The following is a 24,022-nucleotide window of genomic DNA, read 5'->3' on the forward strand; positions in this document are numbered from 1 at the left end:
GCGCTGGGTATAGTTATGGAAAACAATGCTCCCAATTATGAACCGCTAAGGTTCGGCTTTGAAGCGAATACTTCGAATACACCTGTTGTAGCATTTATAGGAGGGAAGTGGTTCCTGAGTAATGTAGACAGCAAATATCCTATGTTTATGAGTGCCGGATTGATCGGAAATTTTGGTAACAATTCCAATGTAGGTGTTTTTATTTCTCTCATTTTTCAAAGATTTCTGGATATAAAGCCTTTATTTCTGGAAGTTGGTGTAGATGCCATGAATTCCGGCAGTGTTCAGGTCCAGGCCGGGTATTATTTTTAAGAGAGGAAGGAAAAAATGAAAATAAATAGTCGAGGTTTCTTGGAATTTGTATTTATGTTCGTTATTTTTTTTATCGGTGTTTCGAGTACGGCCAGAGCGGAAGTTGATGTTAATATTAATTTCGGACCGCCACCAATCCGCGTTGCAACTCCGCTAGAAGTAGTATATATGCCTCAGGCCGGTGTATATTTTGTGCCTGAATTAAGTTTTGATGTATTTTTCTACAACGGATACTGGTGGTCACCCAGAGGCGACCGCTGGTACAGGGCCAGCAAATATAACGGTCCCTGGGTCCAGGTGCGTCGTTATTATGTGCCTGAACGTATAGTCAGAGTGCCGCGGAATTATCGCGAAATCTATAGGGGTGAACGTCGTATTGATTACGGACAATGGAAAAAACAATATCATTATGATGAGCATAATGATGAACATAGAGATGAAGGGCGGAGACATAGAGATTAAGTTTTGACAAATTTTTTAAAATACTTTATTATGCACATATGAGCATAACTAGAGTCTCATCAACCCTGACTTTTGCAGATAGATGGGGAAGTTTTAAGGTACGCTGGGGCATAGGGCGTTCGGATTACAGCATAGAGCCCGGGCTTTATGCTCTTGGCAAACCTTCAGCTACCAGTCCCGTCATAGTTACTGCCAATTACAAATTAACCTTTGATATTGTTCGTTCAAATCTTTTTAGCCTGAGCATTTACATTCTTGTTTTGGACACAAAAGGGGTAAATGTATGGTGTGCGGCAGGCAAGGGTACATTCGGCACAGAAGAGCTGATAGCTCGTATCCTCGCCACAGAGCTTTCCACAGTAGTTTCTCACAGAACAATAATACTTCCGCAACTGGGCGCTGTTGGAGTAGCAGCTCATGATATACAGAAAACGACAGGTTTCAAGGTTGTTTATGGACCGGTCCGCATAGAAGATATGCCCGCGTTCCTGCAAAACGAGATGAAGGCAACACCGGAAATGCGGGAGGTGCGTTTCACCTTGAAAGACCGACTTATACTTGTTCCGGTTGAACTGGTTAATTACGTGCTGCCTGCTTTGGGAATGATTATATTTTTGCTGTTGATTTCTTTAATCCATATTAACGGCTTATTTTTAAGCTTTAATGAGGCAAGAAGCGTAATGCAAAATATAGCTTTGGCATATATCGGCGGAGTGGTGATAACGCCGGTCTTGCTGCCCTGGATACCCGCGAGAAGCTTCTCGGCCAAAGGAGCTATAATCGGATTCCTCCTGGCACTTCTGTTCCAATTGTTTACTACTCCATGGCTATTTATTATCCCTGCTATCAGCTCGTTCCTGGCTATGAATTTTACCGGGTCATCTACATATACATCGTTGTCGGGCGTAAAAAAAGAAATGAGGATCGCGGTCCCGTTGCAACTGACAGCCATGATATTGGGAATTATCTGGATTGTTTTGACTAACATTATTAAATAACAAAGGAGAAACGATGAGCGGAAATGAATATTTAAAAAATGTAACCACTTTGAGTCTGGATTCTGAAAAATGCAAGGGTTGCGGGCTTTGCGCTGTTGTTTGTCCGCATAATGTTTTTGCTATGAAAAACAAAAAAGCCTCGATTATTAATAAAGACAACTGTATGGAATGCGGCGCCTGCGCGAAAAACTGCGCTTATGGAGCAATAACCGTAAAAAGCGGGGTAGGTTGTGCGGCCGGTATTATCAGTGGGACAATTAGAGGGACTGAGCCTTCCTGCGGATGTGATAAGGGAGGTTGCTGTTAATGCGGCCCAAAAAACAACGGTTTATCTGCTGCAGCAACGAAGAAAGAAAATTTCGTCCTGTTTGTAAATGTTCAGAGGCTTTGGAGCAAGTCCAGCTGACCCTGGATGAATTTGAGGCAATCCGGCTGTGCGACCATGAAGGGCTGCTGCAAGACGCTGTTGCTGGGCAGATGAAGGTGCACCGCACCACAGTTTCACGAATTCTGAGCTCTGCACATGCTAAAATCGCAGACGCGCTAATACATCTCAAAGAAATTCGTATTGCCGGAGGTTGTTGCAGCCCGGTTGTAATAATAGAGAAAACATGAATATTTTCGAACGCTATCTCACTATCTGGGTCGGTCTTTGTATGATCGCAGGAGTGTTGCTGGGTAAGATTTTGCCTGAATTTATATCGATTATCAGACAATTGGAATTTGGTACTAACAGCCATATAAATATACCGATTGCAGTATTTATCTGGCTTATGATTTACCCCATGATGCTGAAAATAGATTTTCGCTCTTTGCTTAATGTCAGTAAGCAGCCCAGGGGACTGGCAGTGACGCTGGTTGTGAACTGGCTGATTAAACCGTTCAGTATGGCGTTGCTGGGCTGGATATTTTTTAAGCAGCTATTTTTACCATTTCTTGGCCCGGATTTAGCCAATCAATATCTTGCGGGTACTATAATTCTGGCAGCTGCGCCTTGCACAGCAATGGTTTTTGTATGGAGCTATCTGACCAAAGGCAATTCGGCCTATACTCTGGTGCAGGTGGCACTGAATGATTTGATCATGATAGTTTTATTTGCGCCTATCGTTTCGCTTTTGGTTTCAGGAGCGGCAGGATTACATGTGCCCTATACAGTGCTTTTTTTGTCAGTACTTATTTTTATTGTCATACCGCTTTCCCTGGGCGCGGTTTCCAGAATAATTATGCTGAGCAGTTGGGGAGAAGAACGGTTTGAACTTTTTTTGAAAAGACTGCATCCGGTAACAATTATCGCTTTGCTTTTAACACTGGTGATAATTTTTGCCTTTCAGGCGGATAATCTGGTATTGCATTGGTTCCATGTGATTTTGATCGCTATTCCCTTATTAATTCAGGTGTATTTCAACAGCAGCCTGACTTATTTAACTATGCGTTGGCTCAAGGTCCCGCATAATATCGCTGCACCGGGAGCGCTGATCGGTGCCAGCAACTTCTTTGAACTGGCTGTGGCTACAGCTATAGCTCTTTATGGCCCTGCGTCAGGCGCGGCTCTGGCAACCGTAGTAGGTGTACTGGTGGAAGTTCCGGTCATGCTTTCGGTTTGTGGTATTTGCAACAGGACGAAGGGGTGGTATGAGGAAGCAGGTGAAAGGTGAGTAGTGAATCGTGAAAAGTGAAGGGAAGATAAGTAGTAAGTGTTAGGTTGAAGTTCATGCTGAGCCTGATTTAATTCATTAAATCTAAAATTTTTTTTGTGGTGTTTACATTTCTTACTGTCATTTCCTGATATTCAGGATGAGTGGAAAGCTTTAACATGGTTGATCGGGTTAAAGTATTCTTAGCCGCTGACCAAAATAAAACGCCCTGATAATAAGAAATACTCTCAATTTCCTGTTTTATTTTAAATTTTTGCACAATCATCTCAGAGTCAATTGTATTACTCAAAAAAATAACATTATGTTTCCAGTCAGGATTTTCAAAGATCTTCGGAAAATGGGAAATGGAGTTTTGCAGGTCTTCTTTTGATCTTATCAATACTTTGGCCTGATATTGGAACCTGGAAGCCAGCTGTTTTTCTATCTTTCTCTCGATATCGTCTTTATTCGTCATATCAGACTGAAAAAGGACATTCCCGCTTTGAATATAGGTTTTCACTGACAGAAAGCCCATTTTTACAAACTCTTCTCGCAACACTTCCATCTTGATGATATTTTTGCCCCCAACATTAATACCGCGCAGCAAAGCCACATAACTTATTAATGTTTCTTTTTTTTGATCTGAGGACATGGGTAAATTATAGCACGGGTGTTGGGCGTGTTGGGAAGGACGAGGGAAGAGGGAGGATTGTGTTAAGAGATAAGTGGTAAGGTGTTAAGTTGAAGGTCATGTTGAGCTTGACGAAGGAAGAAGGAAGAAGGGGGAAGCTTAAGGTTTAATTGTGTAATCGTGTAGTTGTTGAGTTGTGAAGAGTCATACTGAGCCCTTCTAGGCCAAGTTTGGCACACATTCATACAGATTCATTCTCCATGTAGCAAATTCCTGTTGAACAAAAACGGTAATTCATATTAAACTAAGCAAGTTGAAAATCTGATTTTCTGGCAGAGATTTCGGAACAGGAAGGCGGCTTGCCGCCCGTAGTTCCGAAGGAACGTAGGGCGGTTAGCTCAGTTGGTTAGAGTACAACGTTGACATCGTTGGGGTCACTGGTTCGATCCCAGTACCGCCCACCAGTCTTCGCTTAGCGACGAGTCTAGACGAGGAGATTAGCGAAGACTGTTACGCCGTAGTCCCGTCGAAGCGAAGTATAGACGGACGTAGGCGGACAAATTACTACGTTTGGCATGTTTTGGCCTAACTCTGGACGATTAGAAAAATATTATTAATATTAGATATATGCCGGATGATAAACCCAGAATTATCTTTGGTTCGGAGCAATTCGGCAATTCTTTGTTTTTGTCTCCCAAGATAGCGGATAAATCCGCCGCTGCCTCGAAAGAGAAAAGCATCTGCACTCAAAATGAGGCTTATAATTTCAAACTTTTATATAGTGAATGTCCCAAACTAAATGAGATAGAAGAACTTATCGGCAAAGCAGAAAATCAATTTGCTCAGGCCAAAATTTCTCCGGCTTCCAAAGCAGCAGTGGAACCCGAGTTGCAGGATACGGTTTATATGCAGGCCAGATTTTTCCTGCTTTTAGCCCGCAAGGACTTGCTGAGTGCCCAGTCATTTCTGCTGATCAAACTTACGCAGAAACAGCATTTTTTGCATACGGAGGTTATAAAACCATATGCTGAGTTGCCCAAAGAAAAAGAGTTTCAGCTCTTTGAGCATACCCAGCAACTTTTAACCGGCATCAATAATATGTTTATTCAGCTTACTCTGGATATTATCGAGACCTGTATTAAAAGAGAGTTATACTGTATTGCCGACAATTATTTCGCGGAATTGCAGCTTTTTGGTGATACAGACTTATTCAGGGACAGAATAGAAAACCTCAGAAAGATAGTCAGCCACGGAAGAAAAACAGGATAAGTTTATCAATTTCTGTTCAATCTATGTACTATAGTGTATCCGACTTCTTTATTCCTGAAAATTATGCGGTCAAACTGTTCACCAAGATAATTTATCGTATTCATTTGTTTAATAAATTGCGCGGTGTTTATAGCCGAGATATCGCCAATGCCTGGTTGTGGTTTGGTTATTTTATTTAAGTCCGCTAACAAAAACCCCGGCTTGTTATAAACACCGTAAATACTTATAAGGTCTGAAGGAAAAAGTATTTTGCTATTTTGCGGCAGCTTTTCCGAATAAAAATTCATACCGAAAATTTCCGGGTCATATAAACTGTTAGCTATATCAGGATGACAAAAAGCCGAATTGATAATAAATTTTTTGTCAGTATCGCCCATAGCCAGATAGGGTTTAATATTTCTGCCGATATTTTCCGGGAAGCCTTTTACACGGTTTAGCTCCAGAGTATTTATCAGCGAATGTCCGGTGGGTACTGTTACCGGATATCTGATAATTAACGAGGTTCTCTTTATTACAGCTCCCCTGACGGGTGCGAAATTGGCCTCGTCGTAGCTGTCACCAGGCATCAGGGTCAGGTAATAGAAATCTCTGTAATTATTTGCAGGGATGGTTATAGCAGCGTTTAATATCTGTGAACCCTTTCGGGCCAGAGTATTGTGTACAATTGAATCCATAACTCTGCATCTTTGACCGATTTGACTGTTGCTGATGAGAGCATCTTTGTCCATGGTAAAATTTGCCGATACTTTGATCAATGCTAAGGGTTCAATTACTACTGCCCCCTTCAGAATAAGTTTTTTATCCGGGGAGATGTCCAGTATTGCGTCTCTGGAAACCGATGCCCTGGCTCCGGGAAGCAGAAAGATATTGCGTTCCTTAAGTTCCTGTTCGGAGAACAGGTTGTTATTTAGAGGTACATTTATAATTTTAGGAAGCATATTTATATATATCGTGAAGGTGAATGAAGAGATTCAGATAAAATGTTTTTTCAGAAACAGATGCAGGCTTTTGCCCTGATCTTTAACCGGCACCAATACTGTTTTTAGTCCCATCAGATTGGCATGCTCCACGATTGTTGGGGAATCATCAAAGAACAGAGCTCCGGAGAAATCCCTGCCTGTCACTTTTTGCCAGACATCAAATATTTTTACTTCGGGCTTCATGGATTGAACGGAAAAGGAAGTAATCACATGACGGAAATGGCGAGCCCAGTCATGGCCCAAAATATGAGATGAAGCCCAGGAGCTGGTGTTAGAAATTGCCGAGAGCATATGTCCGGCTTTAAGTTGCCCCAGCAAGGAAGTTGAAGGTGGTAATTGCGAAAGATGTATTTTGTTATAGATATCTATCAATTGCCTTTCAGGTATGTTCGGTTTATTCAGCAACCTGCGCAGAGCGCGGGCGAATTGCTGTGAAGTTATTTTCCCGGCGTTAAATAAATCGATGAACCTGTCGGCAAAAATATCAAATTTTTTTCTTGGTAACAGCGGATTAACAGCCAGGAATGCCGCGTAAAGTTTTTCGTTACTCCAGTAAACCAATACATTGCCGATATCAAAAACTAAATCGGAAACACTGTCAAATCGCGGCAGTTTATCAATACTGTAGTCATATTTATGTCTCAGAGGATAGAAGGGATTGCCTTTTTTATCAAGATGTATCCGGCTTTCCAGCAGTTTAAATATCAGCACTCTCTGATGTCTGGTAACGCTCATATGCTTGTTTTCGGCGATGCTTTTCAGAAAAAAGTCCGCAAGGCTGAGATCACGGTTCTTTGCCAATTCGTTGGCTGTTTTATGAAGTAAATCGTTCGAGGTTATAAATCCCAGATAAATCGGTGTTTGCCGCCAGTGTATCTGTATACCACCTTTATTCACCAAGCCATAATTCAGCGCAGCAAAATACAGGTCCAGTTTTTTTATGGATTGTTGTATTAATGATTTTGTTATATTTAGAGATACAACTTTATTGAACATTGTTAAATTATCGGATAAAAGATCATAAATTCTCTGAAAAATAATGCAATTATATGTCGGCTAATCCGATAACCTTATAGCTTTAGTGGAGGATTTATGTATAAAAAAATTATAGCTGTGAGCGACAGGTTGTTGAAAGCCTATTTGCGCGACATATTATCTTCACTAGGGAAAAGAAACAATATCTTTATGCAGAGTGACGCCGAGCAATATCTGAAGGTATTGGTCAGTCTCAGGGAATCAGGGGTGGACCTCAGGAAAGAATTCAGCGTTGTGGAAGGATTGTATTATTTAAACAATAACAAAAGACCAATGGAAAAAGAAGAGGGAGAAACAGAAGAAATGTTCAAAGCCCGCGTATCAATTTATAATTGTCTCTCAAATCTGGATAAGAAAAATATGAGAGTAGTATTGGAACATTTAGAACGTGACCTTTTGATACTTGGATTTAAAATGATATCACCTACACATTATGATATAACCACAAAGTTGATTGACGCTGTTAAGAAAGGAGACTTGCAGGGGACCATAGAAATCCTGAATCTAGGCGCTAATATTCACAGTAGGGATGATAAGGGACGTACAACCCTCATGCTGGCTGCTCTGAATAAACATCCAGATATTGTGAGCGCGTTGCTGGAAAAAGGGGCAGATATCAGTATGACCGATAACAGTAAAAGCAGTAATGCTTTGCTATATGCGGCAGAGGGAGGAGATATCGAATGTATAAGACTGCTATTAAAAGCCGGTTCGGATATAAATTATAAGAACTCCTATAACTGGACAGCTCTGATGACGGCTGCCGACTCCAATAAACCGGAGGCAGTGAGGTTTTTAAAAGGGAATAAAGCCGACCTGCATATTATAAGTCATATCGGGCAGAATGCCATGCACCTGGCTGTCAGATTTGAAGAGGTGGTGGATGCACTACTGGAGATAACACAGGAAGATATTCCGATTAAAAAACCAAAAGGGATCATCGGATGGCTGAAACCCAAGGTGATTGATGACACAAAGCCGGACCAGAATAAAAAGCAGTTATCGGTAAAGGACAGGGAGGGTAAAACCGCCCTTACTCGGGCAGCTGATTTTTCGTTTGATAATAAAGGTGCCAGGGTAGTTAAAAGACTGCTTGAGGCAGGGGCTGATATTAATGAACAGGACCACAAAGGACGTACGGCTTTAATCTCAGCGGTAATATGTGGGTGTGAAAAAGGTGTAAAAGTTTTAATGGAAGCGGGAGCGGACAGGACTATCACGGATAATGAAGGTAAAAACGCTCTGGATCACGCTGAAGATCTCTGGATGAAGTTATTATTAAAACCGTCAGATAGTGGATCGGCGGACCAGGACACTAATTCATGAATCCTAAAATAGTAGCTGTTCAGAAGCTTAAAGAACTGGTACAAAATCTCAGCGGCCGTATAGGCGCTCTGCATATAGACCAGAATATTTTTTCCGGCCCCAAAGCTGAAATATTTATGAATAATCTGCTGGAAGCTGCACAGAAGGGTGTAAATTTGAGAAAGCTTTTTTCGCAGATACCTGCGATCAGGTTCCTGGGTGAGGACAAACCGCCTTCGGTGGAAAACGGAGTGATCCCGATCAGAGAAAAGAACCTGGCCAGACGCTCCATTTATTTTTGCCTGGAAAATTTGAACCAAAAAAATAAAGAGGTCATTTTGCAGAAATTATTCAGAAATTTTTTGGTATTGGGCTACAAACAGCTCAGGACTCCGGATTATCTGGAATTTGAACTGATCGAAGCTGTTTCGACGGAAGATACACAGCGTTTGTGGTATTTAATACAGCAAGGCGCTGATATAGATGTGATGCTGGGCAGGGAAGAAGGTATTAAGCCCGAACAGCGCACAACAGTTGGAGATTCCGCGGGGAGTCAGAGATTCAAGGACAGGCCTTTGCTGGTAAATTTGGCCAGAAGAGGTACACCGGAACTGGTCAGTATTCTTATTCAGGCCGGGGCCAATGTCAATGCTTTAGACAACTGCGGTGGCAATGCTGTTATAGAAGCCGCAGGCCATGGTCATTTGCGTATAGTGAAGGACCTGATCAATGCAGGGTCGGATTTGCAGATTAAAAATGTCAATGGCTGGACTGCCTGCAACGCAGCCAAAGCTACCAAAAACACCGAAATTTATAATTTGCTGAAAAAGCATGGCGCCAGAGAAGATTAAGAATATCCATAAAAACCTGGGAAATTTTCATTTTTTTGTCGATATATTTAATTATTGGGGTTAGTTTTTTAAGAATTAAACCAGGAGGGGTAAGATGAATAAAACCAAAATCCAGAACACAAAATCTAAAGAAATTCAGGGCAATTTTGATGATGCCTTGAATTCCGTTATTAGTATGTTCGCAAAAGAACTAACAGAAGTTGGATTGTTTGAAGAAGCCATCATCATAAAAAATCAAATCAGTGAAGAGAAGTTCATTCTGGAGTTTGAAAAATCCTTAAAGATTTTTAGTTAAAATTTTTTATTGGGCCGGGATTTTTATTTAATAATCACGGGAATACCGGACTTTTGCAGTTTTTTCAGATATGTTTTGTTTTGTTGCAAAAGTTGAATGTCATCGGCCGCAAGATGTTCCTGATCGTTTCGTATATAAGCAAGAGCTCTGCTCAAGCGGGCATCCATATCTTCAGGATCCAGTTCAATAGCGATACTAAAATCAATAATCGCTTTTTGATAATAGCCTAAAGTCAAAAATAAAGAACCCCGGAATGAATAAGTTTCGGCTTGATCGGGATCTATTTCAATAGCTCGGTTATAGTCTTCCAAAGCATGTTTGTAATTCCCCATGGTATGGTAAGCAGCGCCTCTGTTTACCAGAGCATTCACGAAATTATGATGAAATTTTAAGGCTTTATTCAAGTCTTTCAAGGCTAGATTAAGCTCATCAGACAGAAGGTACATATAGCCACGCAGGTTATAGACAGGAGCGTAGTCGGGCTTCAGTTTTATGGCCTGGCCCAGGGCCTTCATGCTTTCATAAATGTCAAACCTCAGATAATGCTGATAAGCCAGATTATAATAAAATAAAGCAGGCATTTCTTCTTTTTCAAAAGGAGTCAGCAATTTGAAAGCATCATCAGGCGCCAGATGGAATTTTTCTATAAAATCCGCTTTCAGTTTAACTTCTCCGAAGTCAAGTACAGTACCGTTAACATCCAGGTACGAATATTCTTGCAAACTGACTATTTTTACTTTTTTCCAGTCAGTGTGCGTTCGCGCCAGTTCTTTCGCCAGAGCCATTATAAAAAAACAGCCGGCATCACAATCCAGAATTTCATTAAGCAGAGAATCTACAATAGAATAAGTTCTGCAGCTCTCATTTTCTTTGGCGAACCGAAAGCATCCCTCTAATATTTCGTAAGCGATTTGAATTTTTTCTATTACCGGTTTGTGGTTGTTTTCAGGTTTGACCAGAACAATTTTCATTATATTCAGTACATAAAGGAATCTTTCGTAAGCCAGTTCAACTTCTTCAGGTTTGAATATTTCCGCTTCCAGTAAAAAGAGTTTTCTGATCTGATTATCAGGCTTGAGCAAAGTTTCCTGTTTATTATTTTGAACTGCTGCAATAATTTTTGGTTTCATAAATTTTTTGGTTTTCCCGAATTTTAGTTAGTAAATAATTATCGATTGATATATTTAATTATTGCAGGGAAATTATTAGGGATAAGATTTGGACAGGAGAATTAGGAAAAAATTGGAGGAGACGGGCAGATTCGAACTGCCGAATAGCGATTTTGCAGACCGCTGCCTTACCACTTGGCTACGTCTCCGTTTTGCCAGCAAATAGTATAGAACATTACTCCGCCTGAGGCAATCGTATTTATTTGAAAAATGTTTCAAGAAGTGGTATTGTAATAAAAATTATGAATAGCATAACTATAGATGATAAAAATTTAAACAAGGTACTGGGCACATCGGAAGTTTTCAAAGATTATGACATGCAGAATGAAGGCCGACTGCTGAAAAACATGCCCGTTAAAAGTTTCGATAAACGGTTATATGAAATAATTATAGACCTGGCTTATTCCTGGAAAAAATATAATGCCGCGGAAACAGACGATGAACGCAAGAAAGTTATGGCTCATATTAATATTCTGGAATTGGAAAAGAATAAAATCCTGGGTCAGATGATCAACTGATGTCAAAAAAACGAATAGGTATCATAGGCGCTACGGGCTACACCGGTCATGAACTAATAAAAATTCTTCGTAATCATCCGCAAGTAGAAATTGTTTATGCTACAACCACTACTCAGGCAGGACGTAATATCAATAACCTTTATCCCGATTTGAAATATCTAAGCCTTGTACTGGAAGAATATGACCTAAAAAAAATAAAAAAAACCAAACTGGACCTCGTTTTTTTAGCCGTACATCATGGTAAAGCCATGGGCTTCGTTCCAGAGCTATTGGACCTCGGAATACAGGTTGTGGATCTTAGTGCGGACTTTCGTTTCTCTGATGTAAAAGTTTATGAGAAAATTTACGGCAAACATGCTTTTCCCAAGTATTGCAAAACAGCTGTTTACGGTTTGCCGGAATTTTATAGAAACAAAATTAAAAAGGCCAAATTGCTCTCCAATCCGGGTTGTTATGTTACGTCTTCATTGCTGGCTTTGCTGCCTGTTATAGAGCATGCGGAAAATATTGTTGTGGATGCGAAAAGCGGCGTTTCCGGAGCGGGTAAGAAAGTGGAGGAGCCGTATCTTTTCGGTAATATCCATAATAATTTCAAGGCCTATGCCATTGCCAAACATCGTCACCAGCCGGAGATTGAGTCTTATTTGAAAAAAAACATAGAATTTGTGCCACATCTTTTACCCATAAACAGAGGTATTTTATGCACTGTTTATTTTAATTCCGCTAAATCCTATGAATTCTTACGCAAAAGATTAACTGAAGCGTATAGCAAAGAACCCTATGTAAAAGTTTTATCAGAACAGGACCCGGCTATAAACATGGTCACCGGAACTAATAATTGCTTCGTGAATATTTACAAAGGAAGCAAACCCAAGTCTTTCATAATTGTGTCGGTGCTGGATAATCTGATCAAGGGCGCTAGCGGGCAGGCAGTGCAGAATATGAACCTGATGCTGGGCCTGGAAGAGCAATCAGGACTTGATTTGGCACCTGCCTATCCATAAAAATTCTATAGAACGAACGGATCAAATTCAGGCAATGGAAGCGGTTTGATATTTCTCATATACCAATAATTGAAACCATAATTGATAAATAATTGCTGGCCTGGTTTTATATCATCACAGGTTATGAAGAGATTTTTCCATTCACCTTTTATCATCAAGGTAAAAACATTAACATTAGGCCAGTAGGAATGGTTTATAAAACGGGTATGGTTCCCGGCTTTGTATGCATCTATGCAGATGGGTGCATGAAGAAGTGTTTTGCCATATTTCATTATGTAATCAGCATTTGCCGGCATGTCTGTTTTAGTATTTTTCAAAAAGCCGGTGTATTCACCTATACAGGTGTTGCCCGGGATCTTTACCGAAGCAAAAATGCCAAACCCTATGTCCTGATTAATTTTTGCAATGTATAGCTCTTCCAGTATTTCTTCCATGGTCAGAAAAGTTACATGCTTAAGTGTATGAATACTATCCAGCTCTTGAATCTGATAAAATTTTTGAGCTAAAAAATGTTTTGATTTTAGGGGGAAAGTTTCTCCGTCAAAAGCAACTCTGTTCAGGTATTTTACACCTAAACTTTTTATGATACTGATACTGTCAAGATAATTGAAAGTGCCGTCATCTTTTCGAAGTTTAAGGACATTTTTGATGCTGACAAGTTTGTTAATCATAGTAAGTTGTCGGTAAAACGGATCTTTTATTGCAAATTTTTTGTTGTCTTTGATGTGACAAAATAATAAAAAAATAGTTGATGTTTTTTAGGTTTGAATAGAAAATATTCTTATAAAATCCAAAAAATAAAAAAGGTAGTGTGAATTATGTTTAAATACAACAGAGTGGTATTTTTTGCTTTCATCTTTTTGATATTTTCTATGAACATTATTTTTGCCAAAGATATATTAATGATGGCTCCTTATTATGGGACCATCCTCAATACTTATGAAAACAGCAGTTACGGCCTGAACCTGCAGGATACTCAAATGATGGACGGTCTGTTTGTTCAATATCTTAATTCTGGCCTGGGTTGTATCAACGCTTTCTTTTTTCAGGCACCGCAGGTTAATTTTAGCAGGGTTATTGGAGTTCATTCCAATGCTGATATGTATTTTGGAGATGGCGATAAATGGGTGCTGGGATTGGGGTATGACAATATTGTAATAAAAATGGATGCCGGTAATAATATCTCCGGTTTAACATCTTTTAAAATGGACAACAATGTCAAAGAAGTTTATGTGCGATTCGGAAAATATATTTCAATCGGTGAGTGGTTTGGCCTGATAACCCGGTTACTTCCTTATATCGGATATGGCACAGAATCAGTAGGTGGAAGTGTCACGGTTGACCCTGCAGGCCCGGCGCCAAGCACTGCCAAGCCGATTGACGACGGACAAAATTATCTACTGGCCGGCCTCAATAGTAAATTCTCTTTTCTTCATTTTTTGAATTTTGACGCTAAATACATGGTTATGTTTCAAAAAGTAAAACCGATTAATATCGTTACATTACAGGCCAATTTATTTTTAACACAAAATTGGGGTATTTCTTATCAGTATAAATATATGGAATTAAGTAACGGTAAAGATATTTATAATATTGCAGGGATAGATTACGTTTTCTAGGACTATTTTTTATTTTAATTATCAATTAATCAAGTGTGACATAAATTGGCAGTATAATAAATTACTTCTGTAACAGCCTCTGTATTCTACCCAGAGACTTTTTGCTTTCCTCTTCACCTATTGCGATTATTTCATCGATTTTCCCATAATCGAATTGTCTCAGGTTTTCAAACAAAGGTTTAATGATAATATCAGCCTTGCCAATGCTTTCGTCGGCTATGAAATCGGAAGAAATATTACGGGAGCGCAGGAAAACAGAAAGCATGTCATTTTTTTTGAAGGCATTAAGGTCTGATACATAGACAGCAACTTTTATATCTATATTAGCTTTTTCCAGTGCCGAAATAGGTACCGGAGTAGTCACAACACCATCCACCAGCAGCTTGTCCTCACTTTTAACCGGAGTAAAAATAATGGGAATGGAAAGTGATGCCCGGATTGCCTGCAGTACACTACCTCTGGTCATAATTACTTCCTGGCCGGAATAAAGGTCTGTGGCTACCGCAGCGAATGGGATTACACTGTCTTCGATGTTTTTATTGCCGACAAGTTTTTTTATAGTTTTATTAATTAATTTTTTGCCGTGAAAAATTCCCGAAATAGGCAAAACAGGGTCCCACAATCTGTATAACGGTTGTTTATAGCTTCTGGCAAAAGCCTGATAAACTTTGGGAAAATTATTACCGAAGGCATAAGCCGCGCCATACAAAGCGCCGCCACTGGTTCCTGCTATATAATCTATCGGCACCCCGTTTTCCTGAAGTATTTTCAAAACACCTATATGAGCAAGACCCGGAGCGGTACCACTGCTAAGTGCCAACCCGATGGTTTTATGCGCTATTTTGCGGATGATAGCTTCAATTTGTGCTTTTGAAGTATTTTCAGCGACATGATACTGTCCGGGAACATTTTCCTGAAAATTGATAATATCGTGAGCAGTGTCCAGATGCATAAGAGAAGTGTTTTCTATAATAATATAGCTATTTTGATAATTGTTTATTTCCTGTCCGAGACTCTGTTTGCCGTTACTTTTAAGTCGGACGACCTGCCGGGAAGTGATGGATTGTAAATATTCCAGAAGGTGCTTTATTTGTGGTTGATGTTTATCCTGTGCCAGTATTAGAATAATGCGGTTATTATCCTGCTGGGTTATTATTCTGTTCGTGGAAGAAAGCCTTTTACTGAGAACTTTACTAAGTTCCAGGGCCAGCAGTTGGTTGGTTTCCATCAGGTTATTAAAATCTTTTTTTGTCAGACATGCCAACCTGCATTCGCTAGATGCCCGGGCTTTCGCTGTTCGATAAGAATCGGTAAGCATCGCCATTTCACCGAAAAAATCTCCCTTTTTAAGCACGGTCAGAACTACAGATTCTCCTTTTTTATTGGTCACGGATATTTCCACTTCACCGGCTTCGATAAGGAACATTGAATCTCCATAATCACCTTCTTCAAAAATTAAACTGCCTTTTTTGTAATCGGTTTGGGTCATATTGTGTTTGAAGCCGTGTAAAATATCCCAGGGTATATTTTTTATCCTTTTCATGTTTGCGGTAGCCTGTTTTTGCTGCAATAAAAGCTGATTGGTCAGGGCTAATCTCTGGCTGAGAGTTTTGCTTAGTTCCAGAGCAACTACATGGTGTTGTGTGAGCAGGTCCTGAAAATCTTTTTTAAGAAGATAATAAAGCTGGCAATCGATATCAGCACGGGCCGTGGCTGTTCTGTAGGAATCTATCAACAGCGCCATTTCTCCAAAAATTTCGCCTTTTTTCAGGTTGGCCAAAATTACTTCAGCACCCTGTTTGTTTTCGATCAGGATTGATATTTGTCCTTCGGAAATCAGATAAAAACGATTGGCATAATCACCTTCATGGAAAATAATTTGACCGGCCCTGAAGGTTTCCAGCACCATTTTTGAAGAGATAAGTTCCAGTATGGAATCCGGCAATTGCTGGAAAAGATCAAGGTCTTTTAAAAAATGGATATTCACTTTTATCCTAAATAATTGGCCAGGCTTTTCCAGTCCGCTTTTTTGTCGAAGGGTTCGGAAAAAGTCAGGAAAACACTGGAAAATGGCAGGGGAATTTCATATTTATCCCATCTCCAGAACAGTTTAAAAGATCGTTGGTACTCAACTTTTAGCCCTATAGTAGGGATACCGGTTTTTTCCGTCAAATATTGAGAACCTTCTTTAATAATAAGAGGAGGTCCGTTTGGACCATCTACAGCCATTATTACATTTTGTCCCTCACGCAATTTATGGATTATTTTAACCATGGATTTGCCAGGGTCTTTTTCAGTAGGAATAATATCATAACCCAGGCTTTTTGCGCAGTTGCCCAAGATACTACCTTTGAAGTTATCCGACACAAACATTACTATATTCTTTTTGCGATAAAAGTAAAAAGGGGTAAAGGTATTTTTATGCCAGGTTGCAAATATGAAAGGATTATTAGTAAAAAAATCGATTTCGGAAAGATTGTTTATCTTTATTTTCAGGGTCTTGTTTATCAGGGTTACCACAATGCATAATAAAAATCCGATAACTACCGATGGGAATCGACTAAATATTCTGAACATAAAAAAATTATAACTCATAAATTCGGATAATGTAACATCAATTGATTTAAACCTGGAAATTGTGTATAACTATATTAATATCCTGAAAGGGGCGGTTTCATGCGCATTATGATTGTTGATGATGAGTTGGTCTGCAGGAAAAAATTATGTAAAATTCTGGAAAATGAAGGCAAAGTTGAGGAATTTATTGAAGGACAAAGCGCTCTTGACGCATTTGAAAAAGCCCTGGATGAAAATAATCCCTTCAGGCTTGTAACAATGGATATGCATATGCCCGGACTTTTAGGCCTTGAGGTCTTAAACAGGATGCGCCAAATTGAAGCGAACAGAAATATAGACAGAAAAAATGCAGCAATTATTGTCATGGTCACAACTGATGAGGAGCGGGAAAATATTCTAAATGCCATTTCTTATAATGTTAACGATTATATAGCCAAACCGTTCAACAAAGAGTTCATACTCTCGCGGCTGAAGGAATGGCTGTCGGAGTAAAAACGCTAGGAGCTCAGGGCTCGGGGCTCTGGAATGCTGGAAGATTCGAAGGTTAGAGGATTAGAAGAATGGATTAAGCATCAAATCCAAAGCTTCTTCCTTCGTCCTTCTTCTTTCATCCTTCACTTCACTCTTCGCTTCACGCTTCACTCTTCACTTTTCACTATTCATCACTCATGCTAAACTATAAGCGATGTTTTATATATACGGCATAATACTCTTCTTTCTACTGGCTCTTCCGGTATTTAGAGCTCTGATTAATATTTATCCTGATTACTTGTGGTTTGTTGACCTTGGTTATCAAAACGTTTTTTTTACCATATGGTCGGCCCGCTTAATACCCGCCCTGATTTTTACCATCGTGGCTTTTATTATTGTATATTTTAACTTATTTATAACCCTAAAAAATCGGAAAAAAATCGCGGCTGAACCGGAAGTTGTTTATGACAACGGAAGTTTGTTTAATATTAATTCGCTTCCTTTTGAGAAAACCGCGGAAATTCTTGATTCTTTTAAGTGGCTGAAAATTGTCATCGCAGCGTTTATTGCCATTATTTTCGGTGGGTTCTGGCTAATCAGCTGGGATAAAGTTTTATTTTTTTTGAACAGTCAATTGCTAGGCAAGACGGATCCTGTTTTTCATAAAGATATCGGTTTTTATTTTTTTACCTATCCTTTTTTGAAACTATTACAGAGCTGGCTTATGTCCCTCAGCGTAGTAGTCCTGATTATAACCTTATTGGGTTATATTCACCGCAAGTCTTTGTCGATAAAAGGTTTAAAGATTGAAATAAGCCCACATATCAAGCTGCATGTTTCGGTTTTGCTGGGAATTATTTTTATGCTTATTGCCTGGTTATACAAACTGAACATGTACCAGCTGCTCTATACTTCTTCGGGCCTGGTTTATGGACCAGGTTATACTGTGATCCACGCTGACTTGCTGGGCTATAACGCTTTATTTATCATGTCATTGATAATTGTCGGCCTGATATTTATTAATATTTTCAGGAAAGGAATAATGCTACCGCTGGAAGGATTTGCAGTAATGGCTGTTATTTATATTTTATTAAAAGGGGTTTATCCGGTTGTTCTGCAGCAACTGATAGTAAAACCTAACGAAATAGAAAAAGAGCGTCCATATATTAATTATTATATTAAATATACTCAGGATTCTTACGGTCTAAGCAGTATTCAGGAAAAAATACTGACAATCAATCCTAATCTTACCGTAGAAGACATGAAGCGCAACCAGGATACTGTTACCAATATACGTTTGTGGGACCATAGACCTTTATTGAAAACTTTGGAACAATTGCAGGAAATCAGGCTTTATTATAATTTTTATGATGTGGACGTAGACCGATATTGGGTCAATGGAAAATATCAGCAGGTAATGCTTTCAGCCAGGGAACTGGATGCCGATCAATTGCCGGCTCAGGCCAGGAACTGGATCAATCAGAAGCTGACTTATACTCACGGTAAAGGTGTGGTAATGCTGCCGGTAAACAAGATGACTTCCGAAGGATTACCGGATTTTTATATTAATGATGTTCCTCCAAAAATTAATGTAGATATCCAGCTGGAAAATTCTTCGATCTATTTCGGGGAAAGTACCAATAAATATATCATTACCAACACCAAAGCCAAAGAGTTTGATTATCCTCAGGGTGACAGCAATCAATATACCGAATACAGCGGTCCTAAAGGAATTGTTTTAAATAACTTTTTACGCAAACTGCTTTTCGCGATTAAATTCAGGGAAATGAATATTGTCTTTACCGATACCATTACACCTAAAAGCAAGATATTTTTTGATCGCAGTATTCGTACCAGGGTAGAAAAAATCGCGCCTTTTCTAAGTTATGACAATGATCCTTACGTGATTGTTGCAAATAAAAAGCTTTATTGGATTATGGATGCCTATACTGTTTCTTCCATGTATCCCTATGCGCAGCCGTTTTATGGATCGGTAAATTATATCCGCAATCCGGTCAAAGTGGTTATCGATGCCTATACCGGAGAAACAGGTTTTTATGTGATAGATGACAAGGAACCTATTATCGCCACATATAAAAAAGTTTTTCCTACATTATTTAAAAGTGTAAAAGAGCTGAGCCCGGAGATTATCGCTCATTTTCGTTATCCAGAAGATTTATTTGTAGTTCAGGCCAAAATGTTTGGGACTTTCCATATGACCGATCCCCAGGTTTTTTATAATCAGGAAGACCTCTGGGTAGTAGCAAATGAAACATATGCGGACAATGTGAAACCTATGGAACCTTATTATACAATGATGAAATTGCCGGAAGATAAAAAGCTTTCTTTTCGTTTGATGTTGCCCTTTACGCCGTCCAAGAAAAACAACATGATCGGTTGGATGAGTGCCAACTCGGATTATCCGGATTACGGCAAGATAACGGTTTACAAAATGCCAAAGGAACAGCTTATTTACGGACCTATTCAAATTGAATCCCGGATCGATCAGGACACTGAAATATCCAAGCAACTTACTTTGTGGGGACAAAAAGGTTCGCAGGTAATTCGAGGTAACCTTTTGGTAGTGCCGGTGGAAAATTCTTTCCTTTATGTTGAGCCCCTCTATCTACAGGCAACTCAGTCCAAGATCCCGGAATTAAAGAGGATTGTTGTGGCTTTTGGAAACAAGCTGGCTATGGAAGCTACATTTGAAGAAGCCCTGATGAAAGTTTTTAACAGCAATGTTCTGGACAAAGTACAGGACACGATCAAGACAAAAGGGAGCGGTACGCAAAACGAAAACGGTTCTTCTCAATTGATAAATGAAGCCGGCAGAGCTTATAACGAGGCTCAGCAGGCCATAAAAGCCCTGGATTGGAAAACTTATGGCGAGCAGATGCGTCGTCTGGGCAGCGTGCTTGAGCAACTTAGAAATAAAAATTAAAAATTCAATTCTGGCAGTGAGGTTTTCAAAATGGCTGAAAAAATTCAGATAAAAAATAAAAAATTGATAATTCCTGATAAAGTAACGATTCCTTTCATCGAAGGTGACGGGATTGGAGCGGACATAACCCGGGCCATGTGTTCCGTAGTTGATGCCGCCGTAAAGAAAATAAACAAAAAAATCGAGTGGTTGGAAATATTAGCCGGCGAAAAAGCTTTTAACAAAACAGGTGTCTGGTTGCCGGACGAAACACTGGAGGCCATTAAAAAATATGTTGTGGCCATTAAGGGTCCCCTGACAACACCGATAGGCAAAGGCATTCGCAGTTTGAATGTTACCATGCGCCAGGTATTGGAACTATATGCTTGCGTTAGGCCTGTCCGTTATTTTCAAGGCGTGGAAAGCCCTTTAAAACATCCGGAAAACCTGGATGTAATTATTTTCAGGGAAAATACCGAAGATGTTTATGCGGGAATTGAATGGGAAGCGAATACGGATAAAGCCAAAAAGGTCAGAGCTTTTTTGCTTAAAGAATTCAATATCAAACTCTCTAAAAATACCGGTATCGGAGTTAAGCCTATCAGCAAGGAAGCATCCGAAAGACTTTTCAAGAAAGCCATACTTTATTCACTGGAAAATAACCGCAGAACTATTACTCTGGTACACAAGGGCAATATCATGAAATATACTGAAGGCGCGTTCATGAAATGGTGCTACGATTATGCTAAAAAGGAATTTTCTGATGTTATTGTTTTGGAAACAGAACTGCAAGGGGCCAAATGTCCTGCAGGGAAAATTCTTCTTAATGACCGGATAGCTGACAATATGTTCCAGCAGGTACTTTTGCGGCCTTCAGATTATGATGTGATAGTGACCACGAACCTGAACGGTGATTATTTATCTGATGCCTGTGCGGCACAGGTTGGAGGCCTTGGTCTTGCTCCGGGCGCGAATATCGGCGATTTCTATGCTGTTTTCGAAGCCACACACGGTACTGCTCCTAAATATGCTAACCAGAATAAAGCTAATCCCAGTTCATTAATTTTATCAGCAGTGATGATGCTGGAATATCTTGGCTGGCAAAAACCCGCCGGTTCCATCATTAAAGCTCTGGAGAAAACTATTCAGTCCAAGATTGTTACTTATGATCTGGCCAGACAGATGCAGGGTGCGAAGGAAGTCTCTACGTCCGATTTTGCCAAAGCAATAATAAAGAATTTATAAGCGCATGCGTGTTATTCCTTCGAAACTGGTAGTCCAAAAAATTGCCGATGCCCTGATTGATATTAATTTTAATGTCGACTCGGATATATTGAAATATTTTCAGTCACAGCTTCCAGCCTTGAAAGATAATGAGAAAAGGGTTATTCAAATACTTGTTGAAAACGCCAATATAGCTGCAAAAAATAAAATACCATTATGCCAGGATACCGGAACTGTGGTGATATTTGCCAGAATCGGACAGCATGTAGCATTTGAAAAAAACCTGCAAACCTTAATTGATGAAGCGGTTTCATCGGTGTATAAACAACAATATTTACGAAAATCGATTGTAAATGATCCCTTGAGCAGAATAAATACACAGGACAACACTCCGGCAATATTGCATCTGGAAATGATTCAGGGAGACACCTGTGAATTCGGGATCATGGTTAAGGGCGGCGGGGCTGAAAACGCTTCTTCTATGACAATGCTTGAACCAGCGGCAGGTGAAGAGGGTATTATCGATCTGATAGTAAAAGTGGTGGCTGAAAAAGGCCGGAATGCTTGTCCTCCTTTAATTTTGGGGGTGGGGTTGGGAGGTAATTTTGAAACCTGTACGCTTCTTGCTAAAAAGGCACTGTTTCGAAATATCGGTCAGAGAAATATAGACGCGAAATACGCTAAACTGGAGAATAAAATTTTAAAAAAAGTAAACGAGTTAAAAATCGGTGCAGGAGGATATGGTGGAAAACTGACAGCTATGGAAGTGTTTATTGAAACTGCCCCGTGCCATATTGCCAGTATGCCGGTAGCGGTAAATGTTAGCTGCCATAGTACAAGACATACTTGGGTGAGGGTGTAGTAGGAGATAAGGGTTAAGAGATAAGGGGTAAGTGGTAGGTTGAAACATCCTTCGTCCTGCTTTGCTAAAGCTTTCGTCTACGCTGAAGCTTCGCCGAGACAAGTCGGTTCGGCGAGCAAGCTCAGGATGACAGTTTGAATGAAACTGGAAAATAAAAAATTATGAAAAAAATCAAGCTGCCCATAATCGATAAAAAAGTATTAAAAAGTTTGAAACCGGGAGATTTTGTCTATCTGTCCGGTTGCGTTTACACGGCGCGTGACGCTACTCATAAAAAGTTGCTGGAATATATCAATGCCGGTAAAAAGTTGCCTCTGGATTTACAGAATACGTCTTTTTACTATATGGGGCCTTCGCCTGCCAGACCTGGACAGGTTTGCGGTTCGGCCGGGCCTACTACCAGCAGGAGAATGGACAGTTACACAAGAACACTTCTGGAACATGGCTTAAAAGTGATGATTGGTAAAGGTGAGCGCACCGAGCAGGTAAAAAAAGCTATAAAAAAACATAAGGCGGTTTACTTCGGCACCATTGGAGGAGCAGGCGCTTATTTATCTGTATGCATAAAAAAAATGGAATGCGCGGCTTTCCCTGAACTGGGGCCTGAAGCCTTATACAAACTGGAACTGGAAAATTTACCCGCTATTGTTATTAATATATAAACTTACAATGAATTAAATTTTTTGAGATGTCCGAAAATAATTAGAGTGTCATTGCGAGGAGCGTTAAGCGACGCTGCCAGCCGTCGCAATGCTATGGCTGCTAAACAATCCTCTAAAGTAATAGAGGGATGCTCGCCCGCCGAAGCTTTGGGCGAAGGAGGGCACGCTTCGCCAGCAATGGCTTTATTGTCCTCTATTTTCGGACTATCTTTTTTGAATAAATACTCTGCAATATTTTTTGTTTTTTTCCGATAACTTTATCAGGGTAAATTATGTTTAATAAAATCATTTCTGATGAAGAATCTGTTGTTAACATTGTTAGCAGAATGTTGCATGGAATTCTAGTTTCCGGAGAGCTTGAAATGGTACGAGAATTGTCAATGTATCTGCAAACGCAGGTTCCCGGACCGGATGTGAGATATGTTTTTAAAAAAATTAACGGGTTTAGGTTTTTGCAAGCGCCTTCATGCCCCAGAATTAAAGGAAAGGACGAACCCCACAAAATATTTTCACGTGTGCTGAACAGAATTTATTTTTATTTGAGCGATATAAAAAAATGTACAGGCACCAAAGCCTTATTTGAATTTGGGGAAAATCTGATTTATTTCCTGCAGGTTAATTCAAAAAAAATAAACTCTGCCGGTCGCAAAAAAAGCTTCACGGATGAATTTATTAAGGCGGTTATAAATAATAATTTAGACCTGGTCAAAAAGCTGATTAACGAGGGCGAAGACATTAACATACAAACAAAAACTAATAAAAGAACTTTGCTGCAGCTGGCCGTGTACCGCGGGCATCTGGAGATTGCCAAGTTGCTTATACAGGCTGGGGCAGATCAGAAAGCTCAGAATAAGGATGGTTTTACAGCTTTAATGCTGGCTGTGTCCAGCTATAATATTTCTTATAATGACAAGTTGAAGTTTATAAAATTTCTCTTAAATTCGGGGTCGGCTTCAACAGTTAATGTGCATAATAAAAAGCAGCTCACAGCCTTGGAGCTGGCTGTATATGATGGTCATCTGGAAATTGTTTGTTTGCTTTTGGGAGGAGTAGACAAGCAGGAAATAATCACAGCTGTTCCTGAACTCAAAGATAAAAAGAAATTGAAAGCTTTTTTTAAAAATCCCTCAGACAGAATACTGGTTTTTGATGATGATTCCAGTGTATTCATTAATACCATTATTAAGGACGTCGGACAACGAGACATTTTAAGCAAGATGT

The 24,022-nt window shown here is 39.7% G+C and carries 26 protein-coding genes and 2 tRNA genes; 20 read left to right on the top strand and 8 right to left on the bottom strand.

What is annotated here, in order from left to right; translation table 11 throughout:
* The 6 genes from PHV30_07230 to arsB form a co-directional block, all read left to right on the top strand.
* Positions 1 to 312, top strand: a 312-nt coding sequence (locus PHV30_07230; GenBank protein MDD5456808.1) for a hypothetical protein, incomplete at its 5' end; no start/stop codon positions are given.
* A 15-nt stretch (positions 313 to 327) separates the two neighbouring features.
* Positions 328 to 774 carry a hypothetical protein gene (locus tag PHV30_07235; protein MDD5456809.1) on the top strand — a complete coding sequence of 149 codons (447 nt, stop codon included), beginning with the start codon at positions 328 to 330 and terminating at the stop codon, positions 772 to 774.
* A gap of 38 nt (positions 775 to 812) precedes the next feature.
* On the top strand, positions 813 to 1,772 hold the full coding sequence (gene hgcA / locus PHV30_07240; GenBank protein ID MDD5456810.1) for a mercury methylation corrinoid protein HgcA: 960 nt from the start codon (positions 813 to 815) through the stop codon (positions 1,770 to 1,772).
* 13 nt (positions 1,773 to 1,785) lie between these two features.
* Positions 1,786 to 2,079, top strand: a complete 294-nt coding sequence (gene hgcB / locus PHV30_07245; GenBank protein MDD5456811.1) for a mercury methylation ferredoxin HgcB — start codon at positions 1,786 to 1,788, stop codon at positions 2,077 to 2,079.
* Positions 2,079 to 2,387 carry a DUF134 domain-containing protein gene (locus PHV30_07250; GenBank protein MDD5456812.1) on the top strand — a complete coding sequence of 103 codons (309 nt, stop codon included), beginning with the start codon at positions 2,079 to 2,081 and terminating at the stop codon, positions 2,385 to 2,387. The genes hgcB and PHV30_07250 overlap by 1 nt, the downstream gene beginning before the upstream one ends.
* Positions 2,384 to 3,427, top strand: coding sequence for an ACR3 family arsenite efflux transporter (gene arsB / locus PHV30_07255; protein ID MDD5456813.1), 1,044 nt, complete (start codon positions 2,384 to 2,386; stop codon positions 3,425 to 3,427). Before PHV30_07250 ends, arsB begins: the two co-directional genes overlap by 4 nt.
* Before the next feature lie 70 nt (positions 3,428 to 3,497).
* On the opposite strand, the gene PHV30_07260 is transcribed toward arsB, so the two are convergent.
* A complete protein-coding gene (locus PHV30_07260) occupies positions 3,498 to 4,058 on the bottom strand; it encodes a DUF1697 domain-containing protein (protein MDD5456814.1) in 561 nt (186 codons plus the stop codon).
* A gap of 366 nt (positions 4,059 to 4,424) precedes the next feature.
* Between PHV30_07260 and PHV30_07265 the strand changes: the two genes are divergently transcribed.
* Both PHV30_07265 and PHV30_07270 read left to right on the top strand, forming a co-directional pair.
* Positions 4,425 to 4,501: transfer RNA gene (locus PHV30_07265), tRNA-Val, on the top strand.
* 163 nt (positions 4,502 to 4,664) lie between these two features.
* Positions 4,665 to 5,306, top strand: coding sequence for a hypothetical protein (locus PHV30_07270; protein MDD5456815.1), 642 nt, complete (start codon positions 4,665 to 4,667; stop codon positions 5,304 to 5,306).
* Positions 5,307 to 5,311: 5 nt separating this feature from the next.
* On the opposite strand, the gene PHV30_07275 is transcribed toward PHV30_07270, so the two are convergent.
* Together PHV30_07275 and PHV30_07280 are read right to left on the bottom strand one after the other, a co-directional pair.
* Complete coding sequence (locus tag PHV30_07275; GenBank protein MDD5456816.1) at positions 5,312 to 6,244, bottom strand: hypothetical protein; 933 nt, start codon at positions 6,242 to 6,244, stop codon at positions 5,312 to 5,314.
* 33 nt (positions 6,245 to 6,277) lie between these two features.
* Entirely contained in the window at positions 6,278 to 7,282 is a 1,005-nt protein-coding gene (locus tag PHV30_07280; GenBank protein MDD5456817.1) for an HAD-IA family hydrolase, read from the bottom strand.
* A 96-nt stretch (positions 7,283 to 7,378) separates the two neighbouring features.
* On the opposite strand from PHV30_07280, the gene PHV30_07285 reads away from it, so the two are divergent.
* The 3 genes from PHV30_07285 to PHV30_07295 all read left to right on the top strand — a co-directional run bounded on the left by PHV30_07285 (position 7,379) and on the right by PHV30_07295 (position 9,772).
* The gene (locus PHV30_07285) at positions 7,379 to 8,647 is read left to right on the top strand and encodes an ankyrin repeat domain-containing protein (protein ID MDD5456818.1); all 1,269 of its coding nucleotides are present in this window, start codon (positions 7,379 to 7,381) and stop codon (positions 8,645 to 8,647) included.
* Positions 8,644 to 9,477 (top strand): ankyrin repeat domain-containing protein, encoded by an 834-nt coding sequence (locus tag PHV30_07290; GenBank protein ID MDD5456819.1) that lies wholly within the window; start codon positions 8,644 to 8,646, stop codon positions 9,475 to 9,477. The genes PHV30_07285 and PHV30_07290 overlap by 4 nt, the downstream gene beginning before the upstream one ends.
* Positions 9,478 to 9,571: 94 nt before the next feature.
* Positions 9,572 to 9,772 (top strand): hypothetical protein, encoded by a 201-nt coding sequence (locus PHV30_07295; GenBank protein ID MDD5456820.1) that lies wholly within the window; start codon positions 9,572 to 9,574, stop codon positions 9,770 to 9,772.
* A gap of 23 nt (positions 9,773 to 9,795) precedes the next feature.
* Here the strand turns inward: PHV30_07295 and PHV30_07300 are convergent, their stop codons facing one another.
* The gene (locus PHV30_07300) at positions 9,796 to 10,902 is read right to left on the bottom strand and encodes a tetratricopeptide repeat protein (GenBank protein MDD5456821.1); all 1,107 of its coding nucleotides are present in this window, start codon (positions 10,900 to 10,902) and stop codon (positions 9,796 to 9,798) included.
* Between the two features lie 113 nt (positions 10,903 to 11,015).
* Positions 11,016 to 11,090 (bottom strand) — tRNA-Cys (locus tag PHV30_07305).
* Between the two features lie 93 nt (positions 11,091 to 11,183).
* Between PHV30_07305 and PHV30_07310 the strand changes: the two genes are divergently transcribed.
* A complete protein-coding gene (locus PHV30_07310) occupies positions 11,184 to 11,459 on the top strand; it encodes a hypothetical protein (GenBank protein ID MDD5456822.1) in 276 nt (91 codons plus the stop codon).
* Positions 11,459 to 12,463, top strand: a complete 1,005-nt coding sequence (gene argC, locus PHV30_07315) for an N-acetyl-gamma-glutamyl-phosphate reductase (GenBank protein ID MDD5456823.1) — start codon at positions 11,459 to 11,461, stop codon at positions 12,461 to 12,463. The genes PHV30_07310 and argC overlap by 1 nt, the downstream gene beginning before the upstream one ends.
* Before the next feature lie 5 nt (positions 12,464 to 12,468).
* Here the strand turns inward: argC and PHV30_07320 are convergent, their stop codons facing one another.
* Positions 12,469 to 13,134: an SET domain-containing protein-lysine N-methyltransferase gene (locus PHV30_07320; protein ID MDD5456824.1), complete on the bottom strand. Its 666-nt coding sequence runs from the start codon at positions 13,132 to 13,134 to the stop codon at positions 12,469 to 12,471.
* A gap of 201 nt (positions 13,135 to 13,335) precedes the next feature.
* Here PHV30_07320 and PHV30_07325 point away from each other — a divergent pair, with 201 nt between their 5' ends.
* Entirely contained in the window at positions 13,336 to 14,082 is a 747-nt protein-coding gene (locus tag PHV30_07325) for a hypothetical protein (protein MDD5456825.1), read from the top strand.
* A 61-nt stretch (positions 14,083 to 14,143) separates the two neighbouring features.
* Here PHV30_07325 and PHV30_07330 read toward each other — a convergent pair whose 3' ends face one another.
* Both PHV30_07330 and PHV30_07335 read right to left on the bottom strand, forming a co-directional pair.
* On the bottom strand, positions 14,144 to 16,069 hold the full coding sequence (locus PHV30_07330; protein ID MDD5456826.1) for a cyclic nucleotide-binding domain-containing protein: 1,926 nt from the start codon (positions 16,067 to 16,069) through the stop codon (positions 14,144 to 14,146).
* 2 nt (positions 16,070 to 16,071) lie between these two features.
* A complete protein-coding gene (locus PHV30_07335) occupies positions 16,072 to 16,659 on the bottom strand; it encodes a DUF374 domain-containing protein (protein ID MDD5456827.1) in 588 nt (195 codons plus the stop codon).
* Between the two features lie 99 nt (positions 16,660 to 16,758).
* Between PHV30_07335 and PHV30_07340 the strand changes: the two genes are divergently transcribed.
* The 6 genes from PHV30_07340 to PHV30_07365 form a co-directional block, all read left to right on the top strand.
* On the top strand, positions 16,759 to 17,151 hold the full coding sequence (locus PHV30_07340) for a response regulator (protein ID MDD5456828.1): 393 nt from the start codon (positions 16,759 to 16,761) through the stop codon (positions 17,149 to 17,151).
* Between the two features lie 193 nt (positions 17,152 to 17,344).
* Complete coding sequence (locus PHV30_07345; GenBank protein ID MDD5456829.1) at positions 17,345 to 20,074, top strand: UPF0182 family protein; 2,730 nt, start codon at positions 17,345 to 17,347, stop codon at positions 20,072 to 20,074.
* Between the two features lie 30 nt (positions 20,075 to 20,104).
* Complete coding sequence (gene icd, locus PHV30_07350) at positions 20,105 to 21,298, top strand: isocitrate dehydrogenase (NADP(+)) (GenBank protein MDD5456830.1); 1,194 nt, start codon at positions 20,105 to 20,107, stop codon at positions 21,296 to 21,298.
* 4 nt (positions 21,299 to 21,302) lie between these two features.
* Positions 21,303 to 22,139: a fumarate hydratase gene (locus PHV30_07355; protein MDD5456831.1), complete on the top strand. Its 837-nt coding sequence runs from the start codon at positions 21,303 to 21,305 to the stop codon at positions 22,137 to 22,139.
* Between the two features lie 161 nt (positions 22,140 to 22,300).
* Positions 22,301 to 22,801 carry a FumA C-terminus/TtdB family hydratase beta subunit gene (locus PHV30_07360; GenBank protein MDD5456832.1) on the top strand — a complete coding sequence of 167 codons (501 nt, stop codon included), beginning with the start codon at positions 22,301 to 22,303 and terminating at the stop codon, positions 22,799 to 22,801.
* A 272-nt stretch (positions 22,802 to 23,073) separates the two neighbouring features.
* Positions 23,074 to 24,022, top strand: a 949-nt coding sequence (locus PHV30_07365) for an ankyrin repeat domain-containing protein (GenBank protein MDD5456833.1), incomplete at its 3' end; no start/stop codon positions are given.

The sequence above is a fragment of the Candidatus Margulisiibacteriota bacterium genome (assembly GCA_028715625.1).
GTDB lineage: Bacteria > Margulisbacteria > Riflemargulisbacteria > GWF2-35-9 > GWF2-35-9 > JAQURL01.